Here is a 20,313-nt window from a genome sequence, read left to right on the forward strand (position 1 = left end):
CGCCAGAGCTCAAACGCGCATGGGCATTACGACATAGACAGCCGACGTATCATTGCCTTCACGCATCAGCGTTGGATCACCTGAAGAGTTGAACATGAACACAGCGTTTTCACGGTCAACCTGACTGGCGATTTCGAGCAGATACTTGGCATTAAAGCCGATTTCCAAGCGCTCGTCGCCATAGGCCACGGCCAGCTCTTCTTCCGCCGCGCCACTGTCAGGCGCATTGACAGAAAGGATGAGCTTGTCTTCTTCCAGCGTCAGCTTCACAGCGCGCGAGCGCTCTGATGAAACAGTCGCCACACGGTCAACAGCCTTGGCAAACTCTGCGGCATCCACCTCAAGCTTGCGGGTATTTCCCTGAGGAATAACGCGGGTATAGTCAGGGAATGTCCCGTCGATCACCTTGGAGGTGAGCGTGATATCTGGCGTTGCAAAGCGGATTTTGGTTTCGCTCACAGAGACCGCGATCTTCGCGTCGTCATCTTCCAAAAGCTTGCGCAGCTCGCCTACGGTTTTGCGCGGCACAATCACACCGGGCATATCGGACGCGCCAGATGGCAGCTCTGCATCGATACGTGCAAGGCGGTGGCCGTCCGTGGCCACGCAGCGCAAAACCTTGCCACCATCGGCATCTGACACATGCATGTAGACACCGTTGAGGTAGTAGCGCGTTTCTTCGGTCGAGATCGCAAATTTTGATTTGTCAAAAAGGCGGCGCAACACAGGCGCAGGCGCCGAAAAGTTCGAGCTGTATTCAGACGTCGCCATCACAGGAAAGTCTTCTTTTGGCAATGTCGCCAAAGAGAAATTCGAGCGCCCGGCTTCAACAGTCAGACGGCCCGAAGCACCATCATCAGTGAGCGTGACGAGTGCACCGTCAGGCAGCTTGCGTACAATCTCATGGAGCATGACAGCCGAGACCGTTGTCGCGCCAGCCCGCTCTACATGAGCATCCGTGCGGTCTACGACCTCAATATCGAGATCAGTCGCGCGAAACCGCACATCACTGTCTTGCGCTTCAATCAGCACGTTCGCCAAGATCGGGATCGTATTGCGGCGCTCCACAACAGATTGCGCCTGTGACACGGCCTTCAACAATGCGGCGCGCTCTATACTAAACTTCATCCCTAGCTCCTCTGTGCTGGCGGGAGGGGCAAATTAGCCCATCCGTCTGGCAACTCAAGTTCTTTCTTGTGTTGTCCACTGGAAAGCCGGAGGCGTCAAGCGCAGACGCTTCTTTGAAGGCTCAGGCCTCAAGCATACGGCGCAAGATTTCAATATCTTCTGCCAACTGCCCATCTTGCATCCGCAAATCATCAATCTTGCGCACGCCATACATGATGGTGGTGTGGTCACGCCCACCAAAGCAACGGCCAATCTCTGGCAGCGAGCGGCTCGTGAGCTGCTTGCAAAGATACATAGCTATCTGGCGAGGCCGCGCATATGTGCGCACACGCTTGGGACCAATCATATCACTCAAACGGATATTATAGTGCTCCGACACCTTCCGCTGGATCTCTTCAACCGAGATCTTGCGCTCGGAATCGCGCAACACATCAGCCAGACAGTCTTGCGCCAGCTCAAGCGTAATCGGACGCCCAACAAGTGACGCAAAAGCAAAGAGACGCGTCAATGCGCCCTCAAGCACACGAACGTTTGTGCTGATGCGGTGAGCCAGAAATTCCAGAACGCCAGCGTCAAGCTCGAGCTCGGGGTATTGGGCTTGCTGCACCTCAACCTTTGACTGCAAAATTCCAAGGCGAAGCTCGTAGTCAGTCGGATGCAGATCGACAACAAGACCACACTGCAAGCGGCTCTTGATCCGCTCCTCAAGGCCTTTGATCTCGCCTGGCGCGCGGTCTGCCGAAATAATAATTTGCTTATGCTGATCAACCAGCGCGTTGAACGTGTGGAAAAACTCTTCCTGCGTACTGTCTTTACCAGCGATAAACTGGACATCATCAACCATCAAAACGTCAACAGAGCGGAACAGCTCCTTGAAATCCATCATCTTGCGGTCGCGCAGTGCCTGCACAAAGCGATACATGAACTGTTCTGCCGAGAGATACACAACGTTCAGATCAGGGCGCGTGGTTTGAAGCTCCCAGGCTATGGCGTGCATAAGGTGTGTTTTACCGAGGCCAACACCACCGTAAAGAAACAGCGGGTTGAACGTAACAGGGCCACCTTCGGCGACACGCTTAGCTGCGGCATGAGCCAGCTCGTTGGGCTTACCAACAACAAAATTTGAGAATGTGAACTTAGGGTCAAGCGGGGCAGCGGCAACAATGCTATGCCGCTTCTCCGCGGGCTGTGGCGCAGCTTCGACCTCAGAGCCGTCACGCGTGCCCGCCCCTGAAGCTTGCAGCGCAGGCGCCTTGCCTGCAGGGACCATGAACCTGACACGCGACACATCGAGACCCATTCCCATCATTTGATAGAGAATTTGATCACCAAAGTTCTGCTGTACGTAGTTGCCGAGAAAAGTTGTTGGAACATTAAACGTCGCGACGCCCTTGGAGAGACCATCATACGCCAGGGGCTCAATCCAGCTTGCGTAATTGTTCTTACCAACTGCCTTAAGAAGGTTGCCTTGCAACGCGCCCCATTGTTCGTCCGTCATGTTTTTCCCGCTTCGTCTGTTGGGCTCAAAAACAGCCACATCTGATATTCACAAAAAATAAAACGCCCTTGCAGGCCCACACAATAACCACTCAATCTCAAGTTGAGACAAATCAAAGGTGACCAGCAAACGCCAGCTATCTTTTGATCTAAAACTGCAACCAATGGACATACGGCAGAAAATTAAGGCTTAGCGTAAAAACCAAGACCCACTTAACTGCATGTCCCCCCAAGGCGAGATGAATCGCTGAGGCTGAAATTAGCAACATGCACACAGCTGCCGCAACTTATCTTCACGCTTGACTCACGATTCCTCAGAAAAGAATCTCAGAGAGATAATGGAGCTGTTGAAAACACACGACAAAAGAAAAACGGCGCCCCTTTCGGAGCGCCGTTTCTCAGTCTGAATTGCGCCTATAGTTTAGGCGATAGCTTTGACACGTGATGTCAGGCGCGACATTTTACGCGCAGCTGTGTTCTTGTGGAAAACGCCTTTTGTGACACCACGCATAAGCTCGGGCTGAGCTGCGCGCAGAGCAGCCGTTGCCGCCTCTTTGTCACCAGAAGCAATCGCTTCTTCAACTTTGCGGAGATATGTGCGGATGCGTGAACGACGCGCTTTGTTAACAGCGAAGCGTGCTTCGTTCTGACGTGCGCGTTTTTTTGCTTGGGGCGTATTTGCCATGTGAGTGACCTCGGTTCGGTTATGTTGTTTCGTTTAAACGCGCTGCGCCCATAAGCCGACACCAAAGTGGTGATTCTAGCCAAAGCGGGCTGCACACGCATGTATTGAGAGGCCGTATAGGCGAGTTTGCCGAAAATGCAAACCCCTATATAACGGCCTCACACTCGGTTTATCGGTCGCGAAACTGCGGCTGCCGTTTCTCACTAAAGGCCGCCATGCCCTCTTTCTGGTCTTCCGTTGCAAAGAGTGAGTGAAACACGCGGCGTTCAAAGAGCAAGCCTTCGTTCAGCGTCGTCTCAAACGATCTGTTCGTGGCTTCTTTAATTGCCATGGCTGTGATCATGGACTTCTCCGCGATCTTCGCCGCCGCGCTCATCGCCTCTTCCATCAACTTTTTCGCTGGCACCACGCGGCTCACAAGACCTGCTCGCTCAGCTTCTTCGGCGTCCATAAAGCGACCCGTGAGGTTCATATCCATCGACTTCGCCTTGCCAACCGCACGCGTCAAACGCTGCGTGCCGCCCAGACCTGCCATGACACCAAGATTGATCTCGGGCTGTCCAAATTTGGCTGTGTCAGAGCAAATGATGAAGTCACACATCATGGCCAACTCGCAGCCGCCGCCCAGCGCATAGCCTGACACAGCAGCAAGGATCGGTTTGCGAATACGCCCGATCTCGTGGCTCTCTGGCGTAAACAGATCTTCGGTGAAAACATCCACAAAGCTCTTTTCACTCATCATTTTGATGTCAGCACCCGCCGCGAAAGCCTTTTCGCTGCCGGTGATGACAATGCAGCGCACCTTCTCGTTGGATTGGGCCTCTTTCAGCGCTTCAACCAGCTCTGTCAGCAGCTGTGCGTTCAGCGCATTGAGCGCATCGGGGCGGTTTAGGCGGATAAGGGCAATGTGGTCTTCCACATCGACGATGATCGTCTCAAAAGCCATGAGAATGTCGCTTTCGCTTGTTTCACTCAGAGCCAGTTGAATATCACTCCTGACGGTTGGTTCAAGCTATCTTTGACAGCTCGGGCAATAGAAGGTCGAACGCCCCGCTTGCACAATACGCGCAATCGTCGCGTTACAGTCAGGCGACTGGCACGGTGCGCCCTCGCGATCGTAAACAGAAAACTGATGCTGAAAATAACCAAGCTCCCCGCTGGCCTGCTTGAAATCGCGCAGAGATGACCCTCCCGCCGCAATCGCAGTTTGCAAAACATCCCGCACCGCGGGAACCACCTGCGCCAGCTTGGCACGGCTCACTTTTCCCGCTTGCTTGGTAGGTGAAATCCCAGTTTTATGAAGCACTTCGCAGACATAAATGTTCCCAAGCCCTGCAATAATCCTCTGATCGAGAAGCGCCGATTTCATGGGTGTCCGCCGCCCTGCCAGCGCAGTGACAAGATAACTTTCCGAAAACGCGTTGCCTAAAGGTTCAGGGCCCAGCTTGGCCAAAAGCGGGTGGCTCTCGGCCCCCGCTGTGGGCAGCAAGTCCATCGCACCGAAGCGCCGCGGATCATTAAACGCAATGCGCGCGCCACCTTTCATCCAGATGACGACATGGTCGTGCTTTTCCAACTGTGGATGCTCATGAACAAACTGCCCCATAGGATCACCAGAAACAGTCATCCGGCCCGACATTCCGAGGTGAACCAAAAGTGATTCCCCGCTGGCGAGGTCAGCGAGGATATATTTTGAGCGCCGCCGCAGCCTTAGCACTTTTTGCCCATTAAGCCGTTCCGCCATCCGCTCGGGAAAAGGCCAGCGCAGGTCAGGGCGGTTCACATCAACCCTGTCAATGCAGACACCCTCCATGGAGGGCGCGAGCCCACGCATCACGGTTTCAACCTCGGGAAGTTCTGGCATAGTTCGCTCGCTTTGCTGTTTCGTGCCATTTCAACGCATTGTGCGCACCACAGCAGCACTATATGAGAAGGGAGCGCAGCAAACGGCAAGGCCCATGGTAGATAAAACAACACATTTCGGATTTCAAACCGTCCCTGAGTCAGAGAAAGCTGGGCGCGTGCAGGGCATATTTGGGTCCGTCGCATCCAAATATGACGTGATGAACGACGCAATGAGCCTTGGTATCCACCGCATCTGGAAAGATGCGATGATGGACTGGCTCGCGCCCCGCAGCGGCCAGCGTCTTTTGGATGTTGCGGGTGGAACAGGTGACGTTTCCTTCCGCTTTCTAGCCCGTGCTGGCGCAGCCGAAGCCGTTGTCTGCGACCTTACCGAGCCAATGCTGATCGAAGGGCGCAAACGCGCTGAAGCCGCGCAAATGGCCGAGCAATTGAGCTGGGTCGTTGGCGACGCCATGGCACTGCCATTCCCGGACAACAGCTTTGATGTCTACACAATCTCTTTTGGAATTCGAAATGTAACCCGCCCTCAAGAAGCGCTGACCGAGGCTTACCGTGTCCTCAAGCCCGGGGGTCGGCTGATGGTTCTGGAATTCAGCCAAATTCCAAACGAAATGATGCAAAAGGTTTATGACCTTTATTCGTTCAATATCATCCCACAGCTCGGCCAAGCCATCGCCGGGGACAAAGACAGCTACCAATATCTCGTCGAATCTATCCGCCGCTTCCCAGATCAGGAGACGTTTCTCGAGATGATCAAAGGCGCAGGCTTTGAAAATACGCGTTACCGAAACCTGAGCTTGGGCATCGCTGCGCTTCATTCGGGCTGGAAAATTTGAAGGGCCCGCACAATATCTTCCGGATGATCCGGATGGGCGCGACTCTTGAACGCACAGGCGCCATGCCTGTTGTGTTGGACGCCTTCGACGCTCCGCGCCCGCTGCGCATTCTGGCGCGCACACTTGTGTGGCCATTCCAATGGCTCGGCAAGCGCGGCGACACTGAGCTGCCAGCGCCTGCGAGAGCCTTATCAGCCCTTGGGCCCGCCTACATCAAGTTCGGACAAGTTCTAAGCACGAGACCGGACCTTGTTGGCGGCGACCTCGCGCAGCAACTCCGCGTTTTACAAGACAAGCTGCCACCCTTCCCCAGCGATGCTGCAAAATCCATGATCCAAGCAGAACTTGGCCAGCCCGTAACAGCCCTATTTGATGACTTTAGCGAGCCTGTCGCAGCGGCTTCTATTGCACAAGTCCACAAAGCTACGCTCCGCGAGACAGGCGAAAACGTCGCCATTAAGGTGCTACGCCCTGGCATCGAGCGCGCCTTTCAGCGTGACATTGACGTGTTCTATTTTGTAGCCGGGTTTATCGAGATATTCAGCCCGGGGTCGCGCCGATTAAAGCCGCGGGACGTGATTGAGCACTTTGAAGGTGTCGTCAAAGGAGAGCTTGATCTCAGGTTGGAAAGTGCCTCTGCCAGCGAATTTGCAGCCAACACGGCCAGCGATGCAGGCTTTACGCTTCCCAAAATACTGTGGGAACACTCAAGCCGCCGCGTCATGACGATGAGCTGGGCAGATGGGGTTCCACTCGGCGATAACGATGCGATTGATGCGCTTGGCCTTGACCGAAATGAACTCGGAACGCGGGTGCTGCAACTCTTTTTAAGCCACGCCCTGCGCGATGGTTTTTTCCATGCCGACATGCATCAAGGCAACCTCAAGGTTGCTCACAACGGCGATATTATCGCGTTTGATTTTGGCATCATGGGGCATATCGACGAGTATACTCGCCGCGTCTATGCGGAGATTTTGTATGGCTTCATCAAGCGCGATTACCAACGCGTTGCAGAAGTCCACTTTGAGGCGGGCTATGTCCCCGCCGATCAGGATGTTGACGCTTTTGCACGCGCACTCAGAGCCGTTGGAGAGCCGATTTTCGGAATGGACGCTTCGCGCATCTCGATGGGAAAATTGCTCAGCTATCTCTTTGAAGTGACCGAACGATTTGGCATGGAAACGCGCACAGAGCTGATCCTTCTGCAGCGAACGATGGTTGTCGTCGAAGGCGTTGCCCGCAGCCTCAGCCCACAGCTCAATATCTGGAACGTTGCACACCCAATTGTTGAGGCCTACATCAAGCAGTCTCTGGGGCCACGCGCTCTTGCTGGTGACTTGATCAAGACGCTGCAGGTGGTTGCACGTTTTGGACCAAGGCTACCGCGACTGGTCGAAAATGCCTTATCTGCACAAGCCGCAGAGCGGCAACAACCAGACTCCAGCACCAAACCACTGAGCTATGTAGCAGCAGCCCTTGTGGGCGCTGGTATAACTGCGCTCGGGTTTTTCGTCTTGGCAGGCTGAGACGAATATGCAGCAACAGATCCAAATCGCGAGGCTTTAGCCTATCAAAGGAAAGCTGTTTCGATTAGCCTATTGAAAATGTTTACAAGGTACACGCTCGGTATGCGCATATCATATTTTCTGTCTGGTCTCGTAGCCGTTGCGCTAACGCCTGCAACCCTAACCGCCGAAACGCAGACAACCCGCTGGGTAAACATGTATGGTCTGTCTGGCGGCTTGTTGGATATGCCGACCGCTGAAGTTGCGGCCGATGGCCAGCTGACAACGAGCATCTCGCACTTTGCAGGTACAACCAAAACAAACCTAGCCTTCCAACTCACCCCGCGGCTGTCTGGCGTCTTCCGCTACTCGGCCCTCAAGGGGTTTGATGTTCCTGGCTACACGCTCTCATCCTACTACGACCGTAGTTTTGATCTTCACTACCAGATCATGGATGAGGGCGAATATCGGCCTGCACTGGCTGTGGGACTGCGCGACCTGCTTGGCACTGGGCTCTATGGCGGCGAGTATGTTGTTGCGACAAAATCGCTTGGCCCAAAACTGCGCCTTACCGGCGGCGTGGGCTGGGGGCGACTTGGTAGCCACGACAGCTTTGCAACTGTCGGTACGCGGCCAACAGAGCTTCTCGGCGGCGGCGGTATCCCCAACTATGACAGGTGGTTTCGTGGTCCGATGGCCGCTTTTGCGGGCGTGAGTTATCAGCACAATGACCGGCTTAGCTTTGCACTCGAGTACTCATCCGACGCTTATTTGCGTGAAGACGGTGATCTGTTTGATGTAAAATCGCCTCTCAATCTAGGCATAAACTACAAGCTCAACAACACCGTACAGCTAGGTGCGTCCTACATGTATGGTAGTGAATTCGGCATCAATGTTGCTGTCGCGCTCAATCCGAAAAACTCGCCCGTGCTGGGCGGCAACGACACTGCGCCGCAACCTGTAGCTTTGCGAGATAACCGCAGCATACGTGACCTTGGCTGGGCTGAAGAAGACGCAAAAAAATCACAAATTTCTAGCGCGCTTAAAACAGCGCTGGCCCGTGAGGGTATTGTACTCGAAGGCGTAAACATCAGCGCCAATTCAGCTGAAGTGCTCATTCGAAACGAGCGGTTTGACATTGAAAGCCAGGCTATAGGCCGCACGATGCGGATTATGAGCCGTATTCTGCCAAGCTCAGTCGAAACGCTCAAAGTGACACACTCAAATCGAGGGGTTCCCGCAGGTTCAGCCACACTTTCTCGCTCCGATCTTGAGGCGTTGGAAAATGCTCCCTCGTCGGCCGTTCTTGCGCGCACGCGTTTCACAGCAAATAGCCGAGCGCGTGACTTTGAAGTGCTAAAGAGCAGCTACCCACGCCTAGAGTGGAAGCTTGGGCCCATGGTTAAACTGAGCGTCTTCGACCCCGACAGCCCCGTAAGAGCTGACCTATTGGCAAACCTTGAAGGCCAGTACCACATTGCCCCCGGCTGGATCGCATCAGGTGCTTTTACATACAAACTAGCTGGCAACCTTGATGGCATTTCAGACAATCGGACAGGCTTCGTTGCCGTCAATCCAGCTTATCCAGTCAGATCGGATGCCCGCAGATACGCCGAAGGTAACGGCCCAAAGATAGACCATCTTACCATCGCAAAATACGGCCGCCTGAGTGATGACCTCTACGGGCGCATGACTCTTGGCTACCTTGAGCAAATGTATGCAGGTGTTTCTGGCGAAGTTCTTTGGAAACCCACCAACAGCCGCCTCGCCCTTGGTGGCGAGCTCAACTACGTCGCGCAACGAAACTTCAGCCAAGGCTTTGGTCTGCAAGACTACAAAATCGCGACAGGTCATCTCTCCGCCTATTATGATCTTGGGAACGGATTTCACACTCAAGTCGATGCTGGCCGCTACCTTGCAGGTGACTGGGGCGTGACAGCCGCACTCGATCGCGAGTTTGGTAACGGATGGCGCGTCGGAGCCTATATTACAAAAACAGATCTCTCCTCTGAGAGCTTTGGCGAGGGTTCCTTCGACAAAGGCATCCGCATCACACTCCCAATGAGTTGGGCTTTAGGAAATTCAACACAACGCACTTCAGAAACGACAATCCAGTCTCTCAATCGAGACGGTGGTGCTCGGCTGACTGTGAACGGGCGGCTCTATGACAAAGTGCGCAGCACCCACGGCGCGGAGATGGCAAAAACATGGGGGCGGTTCTGGAGATGAACTCACACATAAAACTTAAGGTGCTTTGCGTCATTGTTGCGATTGGTGTTTCCGCTTGCGGCAATCAGCCAGATCAAGGTGGCGTGTCCAAAGCCATTCAACAGGTTGTTTTAAAGAAAAAGAGCCCCGCACCTGAAATGCCCACCGCCGACGGGCTTCAAAAAACAATCAAAGAAGCTCTGAGTAATACAGATCGTCGACTTGCTATTGCTGTCGTTGAGAGCAGAAACAGCTTCACTTTTTTGACCGAGATCGCCACGAACGGTAGCTTCAGCACTTGGGGCTCGCCAGACCGCCGGACCATTACTGAACGCCAAGGTCTTATTACTGCCAGCCGAGGCCTTGGAGCAGACCTTATGTCAGCCGATGTCTCCGATAGCCTTAGACTTGTTCGCACTCGCAAGGCAGGACAAGCATCACGCAAGCATATCTATCTGGACGGCCAAAACAAAGAAGTTGAAACCCGCTTTACCTGTACAATAGCCACGACTGGCCAACAAAGAATCGCAATTGGTGAAATCTCGACAACTGTGACAACGGTAGCAGAGCGCTGCAAAGGCGGCAGCGCATCTTTTGAAAACACATATCAGGTCGCACCATCAGGCCAGGTTGTGCAATCACGGCAATGGCTTGGCCCCGTAAACGGCTTTCTCACAGTACAAAAATTACGTTAACTCCGCAGACCGATAATATCAGACGGACGAACAGCTTGGCCACCAGCCAGCAGTAAGACAATTTGTCCCTCTATCATCTGAGCTTCTTCGACGCGCTGATATGTTTCTACAGGCGAAACACCCAGAGTGTTACCATCAGAATAGTTTTCAATTTCAAATCGATAACTTCCTTGGGAAAAGGGTGCACCCGACTGAGAGACGCCCGCCCAATCCATAGGCGCTCCGTCAAGCGCGATCTGGCTGCGCTGAACTTCTGCTCCCGCATCATCATAGACCACTAGATAGGCTTCATCAGCGATACGCGATGGCATTGGGTAAAGCGTGACGGGCGAGCCGTCAAAGTAAACAGGCGCTTCGCTGCGAGCATCCATACCAACCCAGCTTGAGAGCTGCGCCAAGTTAGATGAGCCCATTTGCTCGGCCAAGCCAGCAAGAAGATCGTTCGTCAAAACTTGCTGTTCCACAGAAGAAAAACTCGCAAGCTGTGATGCATACTCAGCCGAATCCATTGGGTTCAATGGGTCTTGGTTCTGTGCTTGAGTCGTCAGCATTTCGATAAACGTCTGAAAGTCTGAGTTAAGAGCCGTTTTCGCTTGCGTGGTCGCTGCCACTTGAGATGTCGCAGGCAAAGCAGAAGAGATTTGTGTCATCTGTAGTCCTTTCAAATTCTAATATCGAGACGTGCGTCAGGGTTTCCCCACTCGTAGCGCCTCACATCAACTTGAGGCATCGGGCCATCAGGTGGTGCCTCACCAGGCTCCGCAAAGTTGTCATCTGGCTGAGAACCCGTTGACCCTTGCTCAAAAGAAAACGTCGAAGAGCCGAAACCCTCAGCCGCAAATTCACGCGTCAGGATTTCAACATGCCTGCGCATTGCGTCTAGCGTTTCAGGGCGATCTGCAAATACTTGGACAAACATCTGGCCGTCTGCCGGGCTCATCACAAAGCGCAGGCGCCCAAGATCTTTTGGGTGCAACTGTAGCTCAATCTCTCGCTGCTGCTTTGCTGCCATTCCCTCGAGAGCCTCTCTGACTATAAGCACAGCCTTTTCTGCATTCACAGCAGGTGCCTGTGGCAAATCCAGGCGCGCAGCCTGCAGGTCAGGCCTAGTACTTTGGACAGGGGCGAAGACTTCGCCGAAAGACCTCTCGCTGCCCCCCTCTTGCGAAAGCTCTGGTTGGAGATTGGCCGCCACCGTTGTGGCACTTACAAGTTGTGGTGGGCTGCTCACAAATGGAGCCGTCAGGCTCGGTGCCAGTTCCTTGGTCACGCCGCCCTCACCCACAGACGTGCGCGCATCCTGGGGCAACAACTGAAAAGCTAATTCTGGTTTCAGGTTATCTCTAATCCGCCCTTGATCCACAGCAGGGTCTATGACGGCCCTTTCAAGCTTATGGCCCTGAGGTGCTGAAACATCGGCCTGCATTGGCTGAAATTCTACTAAGCGAGGGCCCTCGCCTCTATAGCCCTTTATCTCATGCTGCTGCGCCCGCTCTGGTATGAGTTGGTTCTGAATGAATTGCGTTTGACCCAGTACGCCTGCAAACGTCTCTGAAGCCGGCTGTGGGATAGCCTTGAGCAGCGCTGTGTTTTCGGCTGCTATTGCCTGTGGCAAAACAACAGGATCAGGCGAACTTGGTGAGATTGTTCCTGCCGGAACAACATCGCGTATGGCGTTTTGAATTGACTGCAACGCCGGGTCCTGAGGGCGCACGGCAGAGCCTTTAAAAACGCCAACCGTCGCATGAAATACTTGCTCACTACTCGTTTGGGTTGCCACCTGAAGCACCCCTTTTGACAGGTCTGCAGCCTGCGGGCGCTCTTCAGCGCTGGCCTCCAGTCGCATGGAGGGAAAGAGCCCAGCCTGCTCTTGAGCCGAAAACACCAAGTCATCAGACATCGTCAAATCGTACGACGAGGCCTCAATGCTAGCAGGCATCGGCTCCAGCACGCGACGAGCTGTATCGACCGCCACGTGGGGTGATTTCTCAAGCAAAGGATCACTGGGAAGTGTCGCCGCAATAGACCTCTTCTCGACTTCAGGCTGCTGCGGTGCCAAAGGATTACTTGCGTCCAATGGCTCCAAACTTGGTAATTTCCCAAGCTCAACAACCGGAACATCGATCTTGGGCACAGCAGGTATCCCCGCATCAACACCTTTTGACTCTGAGTTTTGCAAGGTGGGCTGCAGTTCATCTTCAGAGCCGTCTGGCAGGCTGCCCTCATCAATCAGTGCTGCTGGCTTCGCGTCCTCCTCACGCACCATCAGCGTAAAGACATCTCCAAAAATCGCAGACTGCTGAACAGCTTTTGTAAGATCCGCTTTCGCATCCAGTAACAAATTATCACCTTGCACTGACTGTGAAGGCGTCGCGTGCAGAAACTGAAATATCATACCAACCTCGGGAGTTCTTCCAACACGGAGAGCATCACAGAAGTCGGTTACCACATCTTTACCGTTTCATGTGCACAAGGAAAATAATCCAAATAATTGAAAGCAAATCAGCAATGAATTTGAACATGCCTCCCACAGCGGGCCCAACACTGCAGGACACCAAAGCGCAACAAAACGCGCAGCTTCGCCAAGTTGCGAAAGATCTAGAAGCGAGCTTTCTCGCCGAGATGCTAAAGGGAGCGGGTTTTGGAAAAGCCCGAGAAAGCATGGGGGGCGGTGCTGGCGAGGAACACTTTGGCTCGTTCATGGTTGACGCTCACGCAAAAAGCCTTGTGCAGCGCGGCGGCATTGGCCTTGCAGAAACGATTTTTGAAGCATTGAAGGAAAAGCAAAATGAGCACCTCAAGACAGAATAACCTCGTAAGCCAGATCGAAACACTGCTCGAAAAAGAACACAAAGCGTTGGTGAGCGGCGAGCTTGATACACTGGTCAAATTGACAGATCAAAAGCAAAAGCTGATCGATGCACTGAGTGCAGCCCCTCTCGAAAACCTCACATCCCTGCAGACGCTACAAGCTAAAGCTCTGCGCAATCAAGCTATGCTCGACAGCGCCACACGCGGGATCAAGACAGTCGCCAACCGTCTGTCTACTTTGCAAAAAGTGCGCCGCAGTCTAGAGACCTATGATGCTCAAGGCCAAAAAAGAACCATCCGCAGCGCCTCCAATGCAACATTGGAAAAGCGCGCTTAGACGTTTGTTCCACACTGACAAACCGAGGCATTTTGTCTCAAATCCAGAAGAGTTCGAGCTCAGCTGTTAAGACTATATTAGGAGCGCAAACCCCATGTTGAGCAGGCACCCAGCATCGGGTGGCGCAGCCGAGCCAAATCAAAATGCTGCACACGTCAGAATGACATAGTCCGCCCCAGCCGGGGTCATTTTAAGCTGGCGCAAAGCGCCTCGTGTCAAAAGGAAATCTACTCATGTCAAGTATTCTGACAAACAACAGCGCAATGGTTGCCCTTCAAACCCTGAAGTCAATCAACACCGATCTCAGCAAAACCCAGAACATGATCTCAACGGGTAAAAGCGTAGAATCATCAAAAGACAATGCCGCAACGTGGTCGATCTCGAAGGTCATGGAAAGCGACGTCAAAGGCTTCAAGGCAATCTCTGACAATCTGGCGCTAGGGGAATCAACAGTTGCCGTTGCCCGAAATGCCGCTGAAACTGTCACCGACCTGCTGATTGATATGAAAGACAAAATCATCAGCGCCCAAGGCGACAACATGGATCGCAGCAAGCTAAACGACGAAGTTCAGGCCCTGATTGGCCAAGTGAAATCAGTTGTCGGTGCGGCCCAATTCAACGGCATGAACCTAGTCAATGGCTCCCAGACAGACTTCAATTCCGACGGAAACGCAGGCGTTGATATCCTTTCCTCATTGGACCGAGGCGCAAACGGTGCTGTGACTGTATCTAACATTGGCGTAGATTCCCAGAATCTGTCGACAACATCAGGCACGGCCCTTACGGCGATGGCTGCTGACGTAACAACCCTGGCTGCAAACAGCGGCGCGGACATGGTAACAGTCACGCTGGGAGACGAGTTCCTCACGGCAGCAGGTGCTGCAACAGGTGCAGTTGCGCTTGATGCAGGCACAGCAGGTGTTGATCTAACAGACACGGTAGGGCTGGTTGAGGGCGATGTTATGCGCCTGAAAATTGGCGATGTTGAAGGGAGCTATACCGTCAGAGCCGGTGACAACAATGACGCTGTCTTTGCTGGATTGAAAAATGGCCTCCTGCAAGCTGGTATAGACGAAAGTAAATTCGCGATTGTCATTGTACCTGATACCAGTATCACCGTCGAGAACCTGACAAACCAAGCAGGTGTCGCGGTCAGCCTCACCCAGGAGCGTGGAACGGGTGCTCTAGCCCAGCTTGAAACAATGGATATTTCATCCGCTTCAGGCGCTGACACTGCGCGAAGCCAGATTGAAGGTATGATCCAAGCCTCGATCGATTCTGCTGCATCTTTCGGTTCGGTCGAGACTCGCATTGGGATCCAGTCACAATTTGTATCGGATCTCTCCGACTCTCTTAAAACAGGGATTGGGGCCATGGTCGACGCCGATATGGAAGAGGCGTCAGCTCGCCTTCAGGCACTGCAGGTTCAGCAACAGCTGGGTGTACAAGCCCTCTCGATTGCAAACCAGGCGCCCCAGGCACTGCTCTCGCTCTTCCGCTAAGCACACTGAGTTTGGGGCGCGTGCTATAACGCGCCCCATCTTTTCCGCACGCGGCACCTCAGCCACCAAATCCCCCAAGAGGCTTAGCAATGAACGTCCAATCCCTAGCACGAGCCGCCTATTCCCAGCATGGCGCACCAACAAGAACAGATCGCGGCACCGAATACGAAGTCTTCGCCCGAGTAACCAATGCACTGCGGAGCGCAGCTGCCAAAGGTACGCAGGGGTTCCCGGAACTGGCAGACGCTATTCACAGAAACCGCAAGCTTTGGACACTGCTTGCCACAGATGTGGCCAGCCAAGACAATGGGCTGACACAAGAACTGCGCGCACGCATCTTCTACCTCGCAGAGTTCACACAAGACTACTCTCCAAAGGTGCTTCGCCAAGGCGCAAGTATTGCACCTCTGCTAGAAATCAACGCTTCCATCATGCGCGGCTTGACTGCTGGAGGTTCAAAATGAGCGGACTTATCCTTAAGCTGGGGCCAAGAGAACGTGTCCTCATCAACGGCGCAGTTATCGAAAACGGCGACAAGCGTTCGCGCCTTGCAATAAAAACACCAGGCGCGAACATCCTTCGCCTCAAGGATGCTATTCACCCTGAAGAAGCCAATACCCCTGTACGACGTACATGCTATGCCACTCAGCTCCTCCTCTCTGGAGATTCTGAAGTTGAGCCGACCAAACGCCAAGTCTTGTGCCGAATTGAAGAGCTTAGCCGTATTCTAACCGATCACGACAGCCGCTCTTTGCTTGATGCCGCGACAACTGCGATCCGTGATGAGCAGTACTACCGAGCGCTTAAAGCCTTGCGCACACTTCTACCGCGCGAGGAACGACTTCTGGCCGCGAGGCTACAATGAGCTTCCAGCCCCTCCTTCCCACGTCAGGGTTAGCTGGCTGGCGTTTCTTGCAGAACACAATGACGCGCCAGACTGAAGCATATGAGGCTTCTCCTCCGATTCAGCGGGCGACCGACTATTTCAAAGAAAATATCGCCAATATAAAAACAGCCAGCGATCTTGTATCTGACAGGCGTCTACTTGAAGTGGCTCTCGGAGCTTTTGGTTTGTCTGATGATATCGGCAACAAATACTTCATCGAGAAAGTCCTGAGCGAAGGTACATCAGTCGATGGATCGTTGGCGAACAAGCTCGCCGATAAAAGCTACGCCGCCTTCGCAGATGCGTTTCGCTTCGACACAAACCCGCAAACAGCCATACCGGGCTTTGCTGAGGAGATCGTCAACCTATTTGAGCAGCGCGCCTTTGAGGTAGCTGTAGGCGAACAGAATGAAACATTTCGTTTCGGGCTGAACCTTGAGCGCGAGCTGCCAGACATCGCGGCAAAGGACAGCACCAACAATTCCAAATGGTTTGCTGTTATGGGCAATTCAGCCTTGCGTGAAGTTTTCCAAACAGCCTTCGGCCTGCCCGACGAATTTGGACAGGTTGGAATCGACCAGCAGCTAGAAGTTTTTAAAGAGACGGCTTTCCGTCGTTTCGGCACTGACGACCTCACCGATTTCGCTAGCCCCGAAAAGCTGGAGGAGCTGACGCAGCTCTATTTCCTGCAAGATCAAATCAAGCAGTCCGCGTCTCTTGGATCGGGCTCTATCGCATTGAGTCTTTTGCAAAGTGCACCATCGCTCTACGGTAACTAACTTACCTTTACTGCGGCGTTGGCAATCGACGCATCCCGTCATGTCCTACCCTGGCTGCTTGCCCCTGGACTGAGCCGTTTGCCTTTCTCAGTATAAGCTTCAACTTGTCAAAGCTTTGACGGACGCCTTGTTCTTGGGTCATTGCAAGAAATGCGTCTATTTCAGGCCAAGCGGCAATCGCCCGATCAAGGGCCTCATTGCGGCCAACCTCATAGAGTCCGGCGTCAATCATAACTTCCGATTTCTCGTACAGATTCAGTATTTGACGAACTTGGTCGATCAACTGATTTTCTGCAACATCTGCAGCAGCGGGCAGACTCCGCGAAATCGACCTTAGCAAGTTTACAGCCGGATACCTGCCCCGCTCCGCAATCGCGCGATCGAGCACAATATGCCCATCCAGCACGCCTCTTAGGATGTCCGAAACCGGTTCATCCATATCCGACCCTGCCACCAAGACAGAGAACACTGCTGTTATCGCCCCCGAAGTTGTACGCCCAGGGCCGGCACGTTCACAAAGGCTCATCAATTGATGGGACAAAGACGGCGGATACCCCCGCATGGTTGGCAGCTCGCCCGTAGCAACAGCCACCTCGCGATGCGCTTCCGCAAATCGTGTGACCGAATCTGCGAGCAAGAGAACATGCTTACCCTGATCGCGAAAATACTCCGCAACCGCCATCGCGCTCCAAGCACAACGCCGGCGCAAAAGCGGTGACTGATCTGCCGTCGCCGCCACAATCACGGTGCGAGCCAGCCCCTCTGGGCCAAGAACATTCTGCACAAACTCTGCAAGCTCACGGCCGCGTTCGCCAATCAATGCCAAAACAACCACATCGGCTTCGACACCCGTCGCAAACTTGGCAAGTAAGCTCGACTTACCAACACCCGAGCCAGCAAAAAGCCCGATCCTCTGCCCCTTAGCCAAGGGCAAGAGCGTGTTGAAAGTGGCCATACCTGTCTCCAAGCGCCCCCCAAGCAAAGTGCGCTGCGCAGGCGAAATGGGCGCTGCTTTCAAAGACATCTGCAACCCACCAACAGGCAAAGCACGGCCATCCAAAGGCCGTCCCATCGGATCAATAATGCGCCCGATCCATGCGTCATTTGGCGCAATAGTCGCTCCAGCGCAGAGCACAACACGATCACCAAGCGCGACACCATCGGGTGAGCTCTCAGGTAGAACAATCATTTTATCTTCAAGGAGTCGCAAGACCTCTCCAATCATGACCACACCATCACGAAGCTGAATTTCAACTTGGTCACCTTGCCCTGAGAAAGCCTGTAGGCCCTTCACCTGAACCAATCCGTTTTCCACCCCGCTCACGCGACCAATCCACTGCGCCATGTCCAGCTTGGAAATTGATTTCATGATCTGTTGAAATCCTGCTTCGCCCATATCCCGTTCCTCAAAAAAATTCATGCTGAACAATTTATAAAGGAATCAGGGTTAAGCCTTGATTGAAACCAATCGAGGGAGAAGCCCCGATGCTTGAAAAAATCACCGTTTTCAAAACGGCCTACGCAATGGCACGCCACGCGGGCGCTCGCCAAGCTGTCTTGGCAGAGAATATCGCCAATGCAGATACACCTGGCTACCGCGCCAAAGATCTCGCCCCCTTCAGTACTGGCGTCTCTTCCAAAGATGCAGCCACGAATATGATTGCGACACGCGCGACACATCTTGGCGGATCCAACACTGCAGCGCCCTTGGCGATTGCAGAAGTACGCAACCGAGCAACTGACCCAAACAAGAATAGCATTTCGTTGCAGGAAGAGATGCTCAACGCAGTCGAGGCAAAGCGTCAACATGATCGCGCACTCGCAATCTACAAAAGCGGCATGCGCATACTGCGCAGTAGCCTTGGCGGAAGGTGAGATAACCTATGAATGATTTCTCTAAAGCGCTCGACGTCACAGTCAGCGGGCTAAAAGCCCAATCACAGCGCCTGCGTCACGTGTCAGAAAACATAGCAAACAGTGACACCCCGGGATACCGGCGCAAGACAGTCAGCTTTGAAAGCGAGTATCAAGCTGGTTCTGGCGTGAGCCGCGTTGAAACAGGTCGCGTGCGCCTTGACCAAACCGAGCTGGAACGGGTCTTTGACCCCTCTCATCCGCTTGCTGACGAAAGTGGTCACTACCAGGGCTCAAACGTGAATCTTCTCATCGAAGTCGCAGACGCCCGCGAAGCCCAGCGTAGCTATGAAGCGAACCTCAAGATGTTCGAGCAAGCGCGTCAAATGTCATCAGACCTTATGTCACTCTTACAAAAGTAAAGGAGATCCAGAATGGATATTCGTGCCCTAAACGCCTCTCAAAAATATTCGGCTCTGCGTGAAGCAACACAGCCAGCAATCGCTGCAACCGATGGTGCCAAATTTGCCGGTCAAGTTGCCGATGATTTTGCTGCAACGCTCAAGCAAGGCGAAGACATGTCTATGGCCGCCATGTCAGGCGATGCTGATCCGCATGCACTTGTTCAGGCCCTTGCTCAAACCGAGCTCGCAGTTGAAGCCGCAGTCAGCGTACGCAACAAGGTTGTTGAGGCGTATCAAGAAATTCTACGGATGCCTGTCTAAAAATGGATGAGGCAATTTTCTTTGACACGATGCGCCAAGGGCTCTGGGTGGCAGTTGCCATTTCGACGCCACTCCTCGTTGTCGCACTTGCAACAGGTCTTATAATCGGCCTGTTTCAAGCGCTGACCTCAATTCAGGAAATGACGCTCACGTTTGTGCCAAAGCTCGCAGCGATGCTGGCCGTATTTTGGATCTCAATGGGATTCATGGCTCAGTCAATTGTCTCTTTCTTTCACGACAAAATCATCCCTCTCATTGTTGGAGTTTGACCTTTGGATAATACAAGCTACACGACACTCACTCGCCAATCTGGATTGATGCGCGAAATGCGGGTCATCGCCAACAATATTGCGAACTCGGCAACAACAGGTTTTCGACAAGAGGGCATAATCTTCTCAGAATATGTCTCTGGCACTGGCAACGGCCCGTCTGTCTCAATGGCTTTAGGAAATGTGCGCAACACGTCGATGGAGCAAGGCACCCTCACAAGCACGGGTGGGCGCTTTGATTTCGCGATTGAAGGGGACGGCTTCTTTCAAGTTGAAACAGCTGACGGCCCTCGGCTTACAAGGTCTGGTGCCTTCACGCCAAACGCAGAGGGTGAATTGGTCACCCACGCGGGCAATCGTGTCCTCGATGTTGGGGGCGCACCCATTTTCATCCCTCCTGATGCTGCAAATATGTCTGTCGGCAACGATGGAACATTAAGCTCTGATGGCCTCCCCTTGGCACAGCTTGGCCTCCTAAAACCCGCCGAAGGCACTCAACTTATTCGTGAGGACGGGGTCATGTTCCGGGCCGAAGGCGAACTGGAGCCAGCCGAGCAGGCATCCGTCCTTCAGGGCTTTCTTGAAAGCTCCAACGTAAACGCAATCGGACAGGTTGCACGTATGATCGAAGTCCAGCGCGCCTATGAGCTAGGCCAGAGCTTTGCCGAAAACGAAAACGAGCGCCTCAAAAATGCAACAACAGCATTCTTCAAGTAACCTCAGGAGAAAC

At 53.5% G+C, this 20,313-nt stretch carries 23 protein-coding genes; 15 read left to right on the top strand and 8 right to left on the bottom strand.

What is annotated here, in order from left to right:
- Positions 1-9 precede the first annotated feature (9 nt).
- The 5 genes from dnaN to mutM form a co-directional block, all read right to left on the bottom strand.
- Positions 10-1,128, bottom strand: coding sequence for a DNA polymerase III subunit beta (gene dnaN, locus ACTG3X_RS07790; protein ID WP_439110685.1), 1,119 nt, complete (start codon positions 1,126-1,128; stop codon positions 10-12).
- 121 nt (positions 1,129-1,249) lie between these two features.
- A complete protein-coding gene (gene dnaA, locus ACTG3X_RS07795; protein ID WP_439110686.1) occupies positions 1,250-2,626 on the bottom strand; it encodes a chromosomal replication initiator protein DnaA in 1,377 nt (458 codons plus the stop codon).
- Between the two features lie 420 nt (positions 2,627-3,046).
- Positions 3,047-3,310 (bottom strand): 30S ribosomal protein S20, encoded by a 264-nt coding sequence (gene rpsT / locus ACTG3X_RS07800; RefSeq protein ID WP_439110687.1) that lies wholly within the window; start codon positions 3,308-3,310, stop codon positions 3,047-3,049.
- A gap of 169 nt (positions 3,311-3,479) precedes the next feature.
- Complete coding sequence (locus ACTG3X_RS07805) at positions 3,480-4,256, bottom strand: enoyl-CoA hydratase (protein WP_439110688.1); 777 nt, start codon at positions 4,254-4,256, stop codon at positions 3,480-3,482.
- 66 nt (positions 4,257-4,322) lie between these two features.
- On the bottom strand, positions 4,323-5,174 hold the full coding sequence (mutM, locus tag ACTG3X_RS07810; protein WP_439110689.1) for a bifunctional DNA-formamidopyrimidine glycosylase/DNA-(apurinic or apyrimidinic site) lyase: 852 nt from the start codon (positions 5,172-5,174) through the stop codon (positions 4,323-4,325).
- 94 nt (positions 5,175-5,268) lie between these two features.
- On the opposite strand from mutM, the gene ubiE reads away from it, so the two are divergent.
- The 4 genes from ubiE (at position 5,269) to ACTG3X_RS07830 (ending at position 10,420) form a co-directional block, all read left to right on the top strand.
- Positions 5,269-6,012, top strand: coding sequence for a bifunctional demethylmenaquinone methyltransferase/2-methoxy-6-polyprenyl-1,4-benzoquinol methylase UbiE (gene ubiE, locus ACTG3X_RS07815; protein ID WP_439110690.1), 744 nt, complete (start codon positions 5,269-5,271; stop codon positions 6,010-6,012).
- The gene (gene ubiB, locus ACTG3X_RS07820; protein WP_439110691.1) at positions 6,009-7,538 is read left to right on the top strand and encodes a 2-polyprenylphenol 6-hydroxylase; all 1,530 of its coding nucleotides are present in this window, start codon (positions 6,009-6,011) and stop codon (positions 7,536-7,538) included. The genes ubiE and ubiB overlap by 4 nt, the downstream gene beginning before the upstream one ends.
- A 102-nt stretch (positions 7,539-7,640) precedes the next feature.
- Positions 7,641-9,746, top strand: coding sequence for a YjbH domain-containing protein (locus ACTG3X_RS07825; RefSeq protein ID WP_439110692.1), 2,106 nt, complete (start codon positions 7,641-7,643; stop codon positions 9,744-9,746).
- On the top strand, positions 9,725-10,420 hold the full coding sequence (locus ACTG3X_RS07830) for a YjbF family lipoprotein (RefSeq protein WP_439110693.1): 696 nt from the start codon (positions 9,725-9,727) through the stop codon (positions 10,418-10,420). Before ACTG3X_RS07825 ends, ACTG3X_RS07830 begins: the two co-directional genes overlap by 22 nt.
- On the opposite strand, the gene ACTG3X_RS07835 is transcribed toward ACTG3X_RS07830, so the two are convergent.
- Complete coding sequence (locus ACTG3X_RS07835) at positions 10,417-11,070, bottom strand: flagellar hook capping FlgD N-terminal domain-containing protein (RefSeq protein ID WP_439110694.1); 654 nt, start codon at positions 11,068-11,070, stop codon at positions 10,417-10,419. The genes ACTG3X_RS07830 and ACTG3X_RS07835 overlap by 4 nt on opposite strands.
- Positions 11,071-11,081: 11 nt before the next feature.
- The gene (gene fliK, locus ACTG3X_RS07840; protein ID WP_439110695.1) at positions 11,082-12,815 is read right to left on the bottom strand and encodes a flagellar hook-length control protein FliK; all 1,734 of its coding nucleotides are present in this window, start codon (positions 12,813-12,815) and stop codon (positions 11,082-11,084) included.
- A 68-nt stretch (positions 12,816-12,883) separates the two neighbouring features.
- Here fliK and ACTG3X_RS07845 point away from each other — a divergent pair, with 68 nt between their 5' ends.
- The 6 genes from ACTG3X_RS07845 (at position 12,884) to ACTG3X_RS07870 (ending at position 16,735) form a co-directional block, all read left to right on the top strand.
- A complete protein-coding gene (locus ACTG3X_RS07845) occupies positions 12,884-13,231 on the top strand; it encodes a rod-binding protein (RefSeq protein ID WP_439110696.1) in 348 nt (115 codons plus the stop codon).
- Complete coding sequence (gene flgN / locus ACTG3X_RS07850; protein WP_439110697.1) at positions 13,209-13,568, top strand: flagellar export chaperone FlgN; 360 nt, start codon at positions 13,209-13,211, stop codon at positions 13,566-13,568. Before ACTG3X_RS07845 ends, flgN begins: the two co-directional genes overlap by 23 nt.
- Positions 13,569-13,780: 212 nt before the next feature.
- Positions 13,781-15,070, top strand: a complete 1,290-nt coding sequence (locus tag ACTG3X_RS07855; RefSeq protein WP_439110698.1) for a flagellin N-terminal helical domain-containing protein — start codon at positions 13,781-13,783, stop codon at positions 15,068-15,070.
- 89 nt (positions 15,071-15,159) lie between these two features.
- On the top strand, positions 15,160-15,534 hold the full coding sequence (gene flaF, locus ACTG3X_RS07860) for a flagellar biosynthesis regulator FlaF (protein WP_439110699.1): 375 nt from the start codon (positions 15,160-15,162) through the stop codon (positions 15,532-15,534).
- Positions 15,531-15,935, top strand: a complete 405-nt coding sequence (gene flbT, locus ACTG3X_RS07865; protein ID WP_439110700.1) for a flagellar biosynthesis repressor FlbT — start codon at positions 15,531-15,533, stop codon at positions 15,933-15,935. The genes flaF and flbT overlap by 4 nt, the downstream gene beginning before the upstream one ends.
- Positions 15,932-16,735, top strand: a complete 804-nt coding sequence (locus ACTG3X_RS07870) for a DUF1217 domain-containing protein (protein WP_439110701.1) — start codon at positions 15,932-15,934, stop codon at positions 16,733-16,735. Before flbT ends, ACTG3X_RS07870 begins: the two co-directional genes overlap by 4 nt.
- A 7-nt stretch (positions 16,736-16,742) precedes the next feature.
- Here the strand turns inward: ACTG3X_RS07870 and ACTG3X_RS07875 are convergent, their stop codons facing one another.
- On the bottom strand, positions 16,743-18,131 hold the full coding sequence (locus ACTG3X_RS07875; protein WP_439110702.1) for a FliI/YscN family ATPase: 1,389 nt from the start codon (positions 18,129-18,131) through the stop codon (positions 16,743-16,745).
- A gap of 89 nt (positions 18,132-18,220) precedes the next feature.
- On the opposite strand from ACTG3X_RS07875, the gene ACTG3X_RS07880 reads away from it, so the two are divergent.
- From ACTG3X_RS07880 to ACTG3X_RS07900, 5 genes are read left to right on the top strand one after another with little or no spacing between them, the layout of a single operon-like run.
- Positions 18,221-18,610 carry a FlgB family protein gene (locus ACTG3X_RS07880; RefSeq protein WP_439110703.1) on the top strand — a complete coding sequence of 130 codons (390 nt, stop codon included), beginning with the start codon at positions 18,221-18,223 and terminating at the stop codon, positions 18,608-18,610.
- 8 nt (positions 18,611-18,618) lie between these two features.
- On the top strand, positions 18,619-19,011 hold the full coding sequence (gene flgC, locus ACTG3X_RS07885) for a flagellar basal body rod protein FlgC (protein ID WP_439110704.1): 393 nt from the start codon (positions 18,619-18,621) through the stop codon (positions 19,009-19,011).
- Between the two features lie 12 nt (positions 19,012-19,023).
- The gene (gene fliE, locus ACTG3X_RS07890) at positions 19,024-19,314 is read left to right on the top strand and encodes a flagellar hook-basal body complex protein FliE (RefSeq protein WP_439110705.1); all 291 of its coding nucleotides are present in this window, start codon (positions 19,024-19,026) and stop codon (positions 19,312-19,314) included.
- 2 nt (positions 19,315-19,316) lie between these two features.
- Positions 19,317-19,583: a flagellar biosynthetic protein FliQ gene (locus tag ACTG3X_RS07895; protein ID WP_439110706.1), complete on the top strand. Its 267-nt coding sequence runs from the start codon at positions 19,317-19,319 to the stop codon at positions 19,581-19,583.
- A 3-nt stretch (positions 19,584-19,586) separates the two neighbouring features.
- Complete coding sequence (locus tag ACTG3X_RS07900) at positions 19,587-20,300, top strand: flagellar hook-basal body complex protein (RefSeq protein ID WP_439110707.1); 714 nt, start codon at positions 19,587-19,589, stop codon at positions 20,298-20,300.
- Positions 20,301-20,313: the final 13 nt, after the last annotated feature.

The sequence above is a fragment of the Lentibacter sp. genome (assembly GCF_965658795.1).
Taxonomy (GTDB): domain Bacteria; phylum Pseudomonadota; class Alphaproteobacteria; order Rhodobacterales; family Rhodobacteraceae; genus Lentibacter.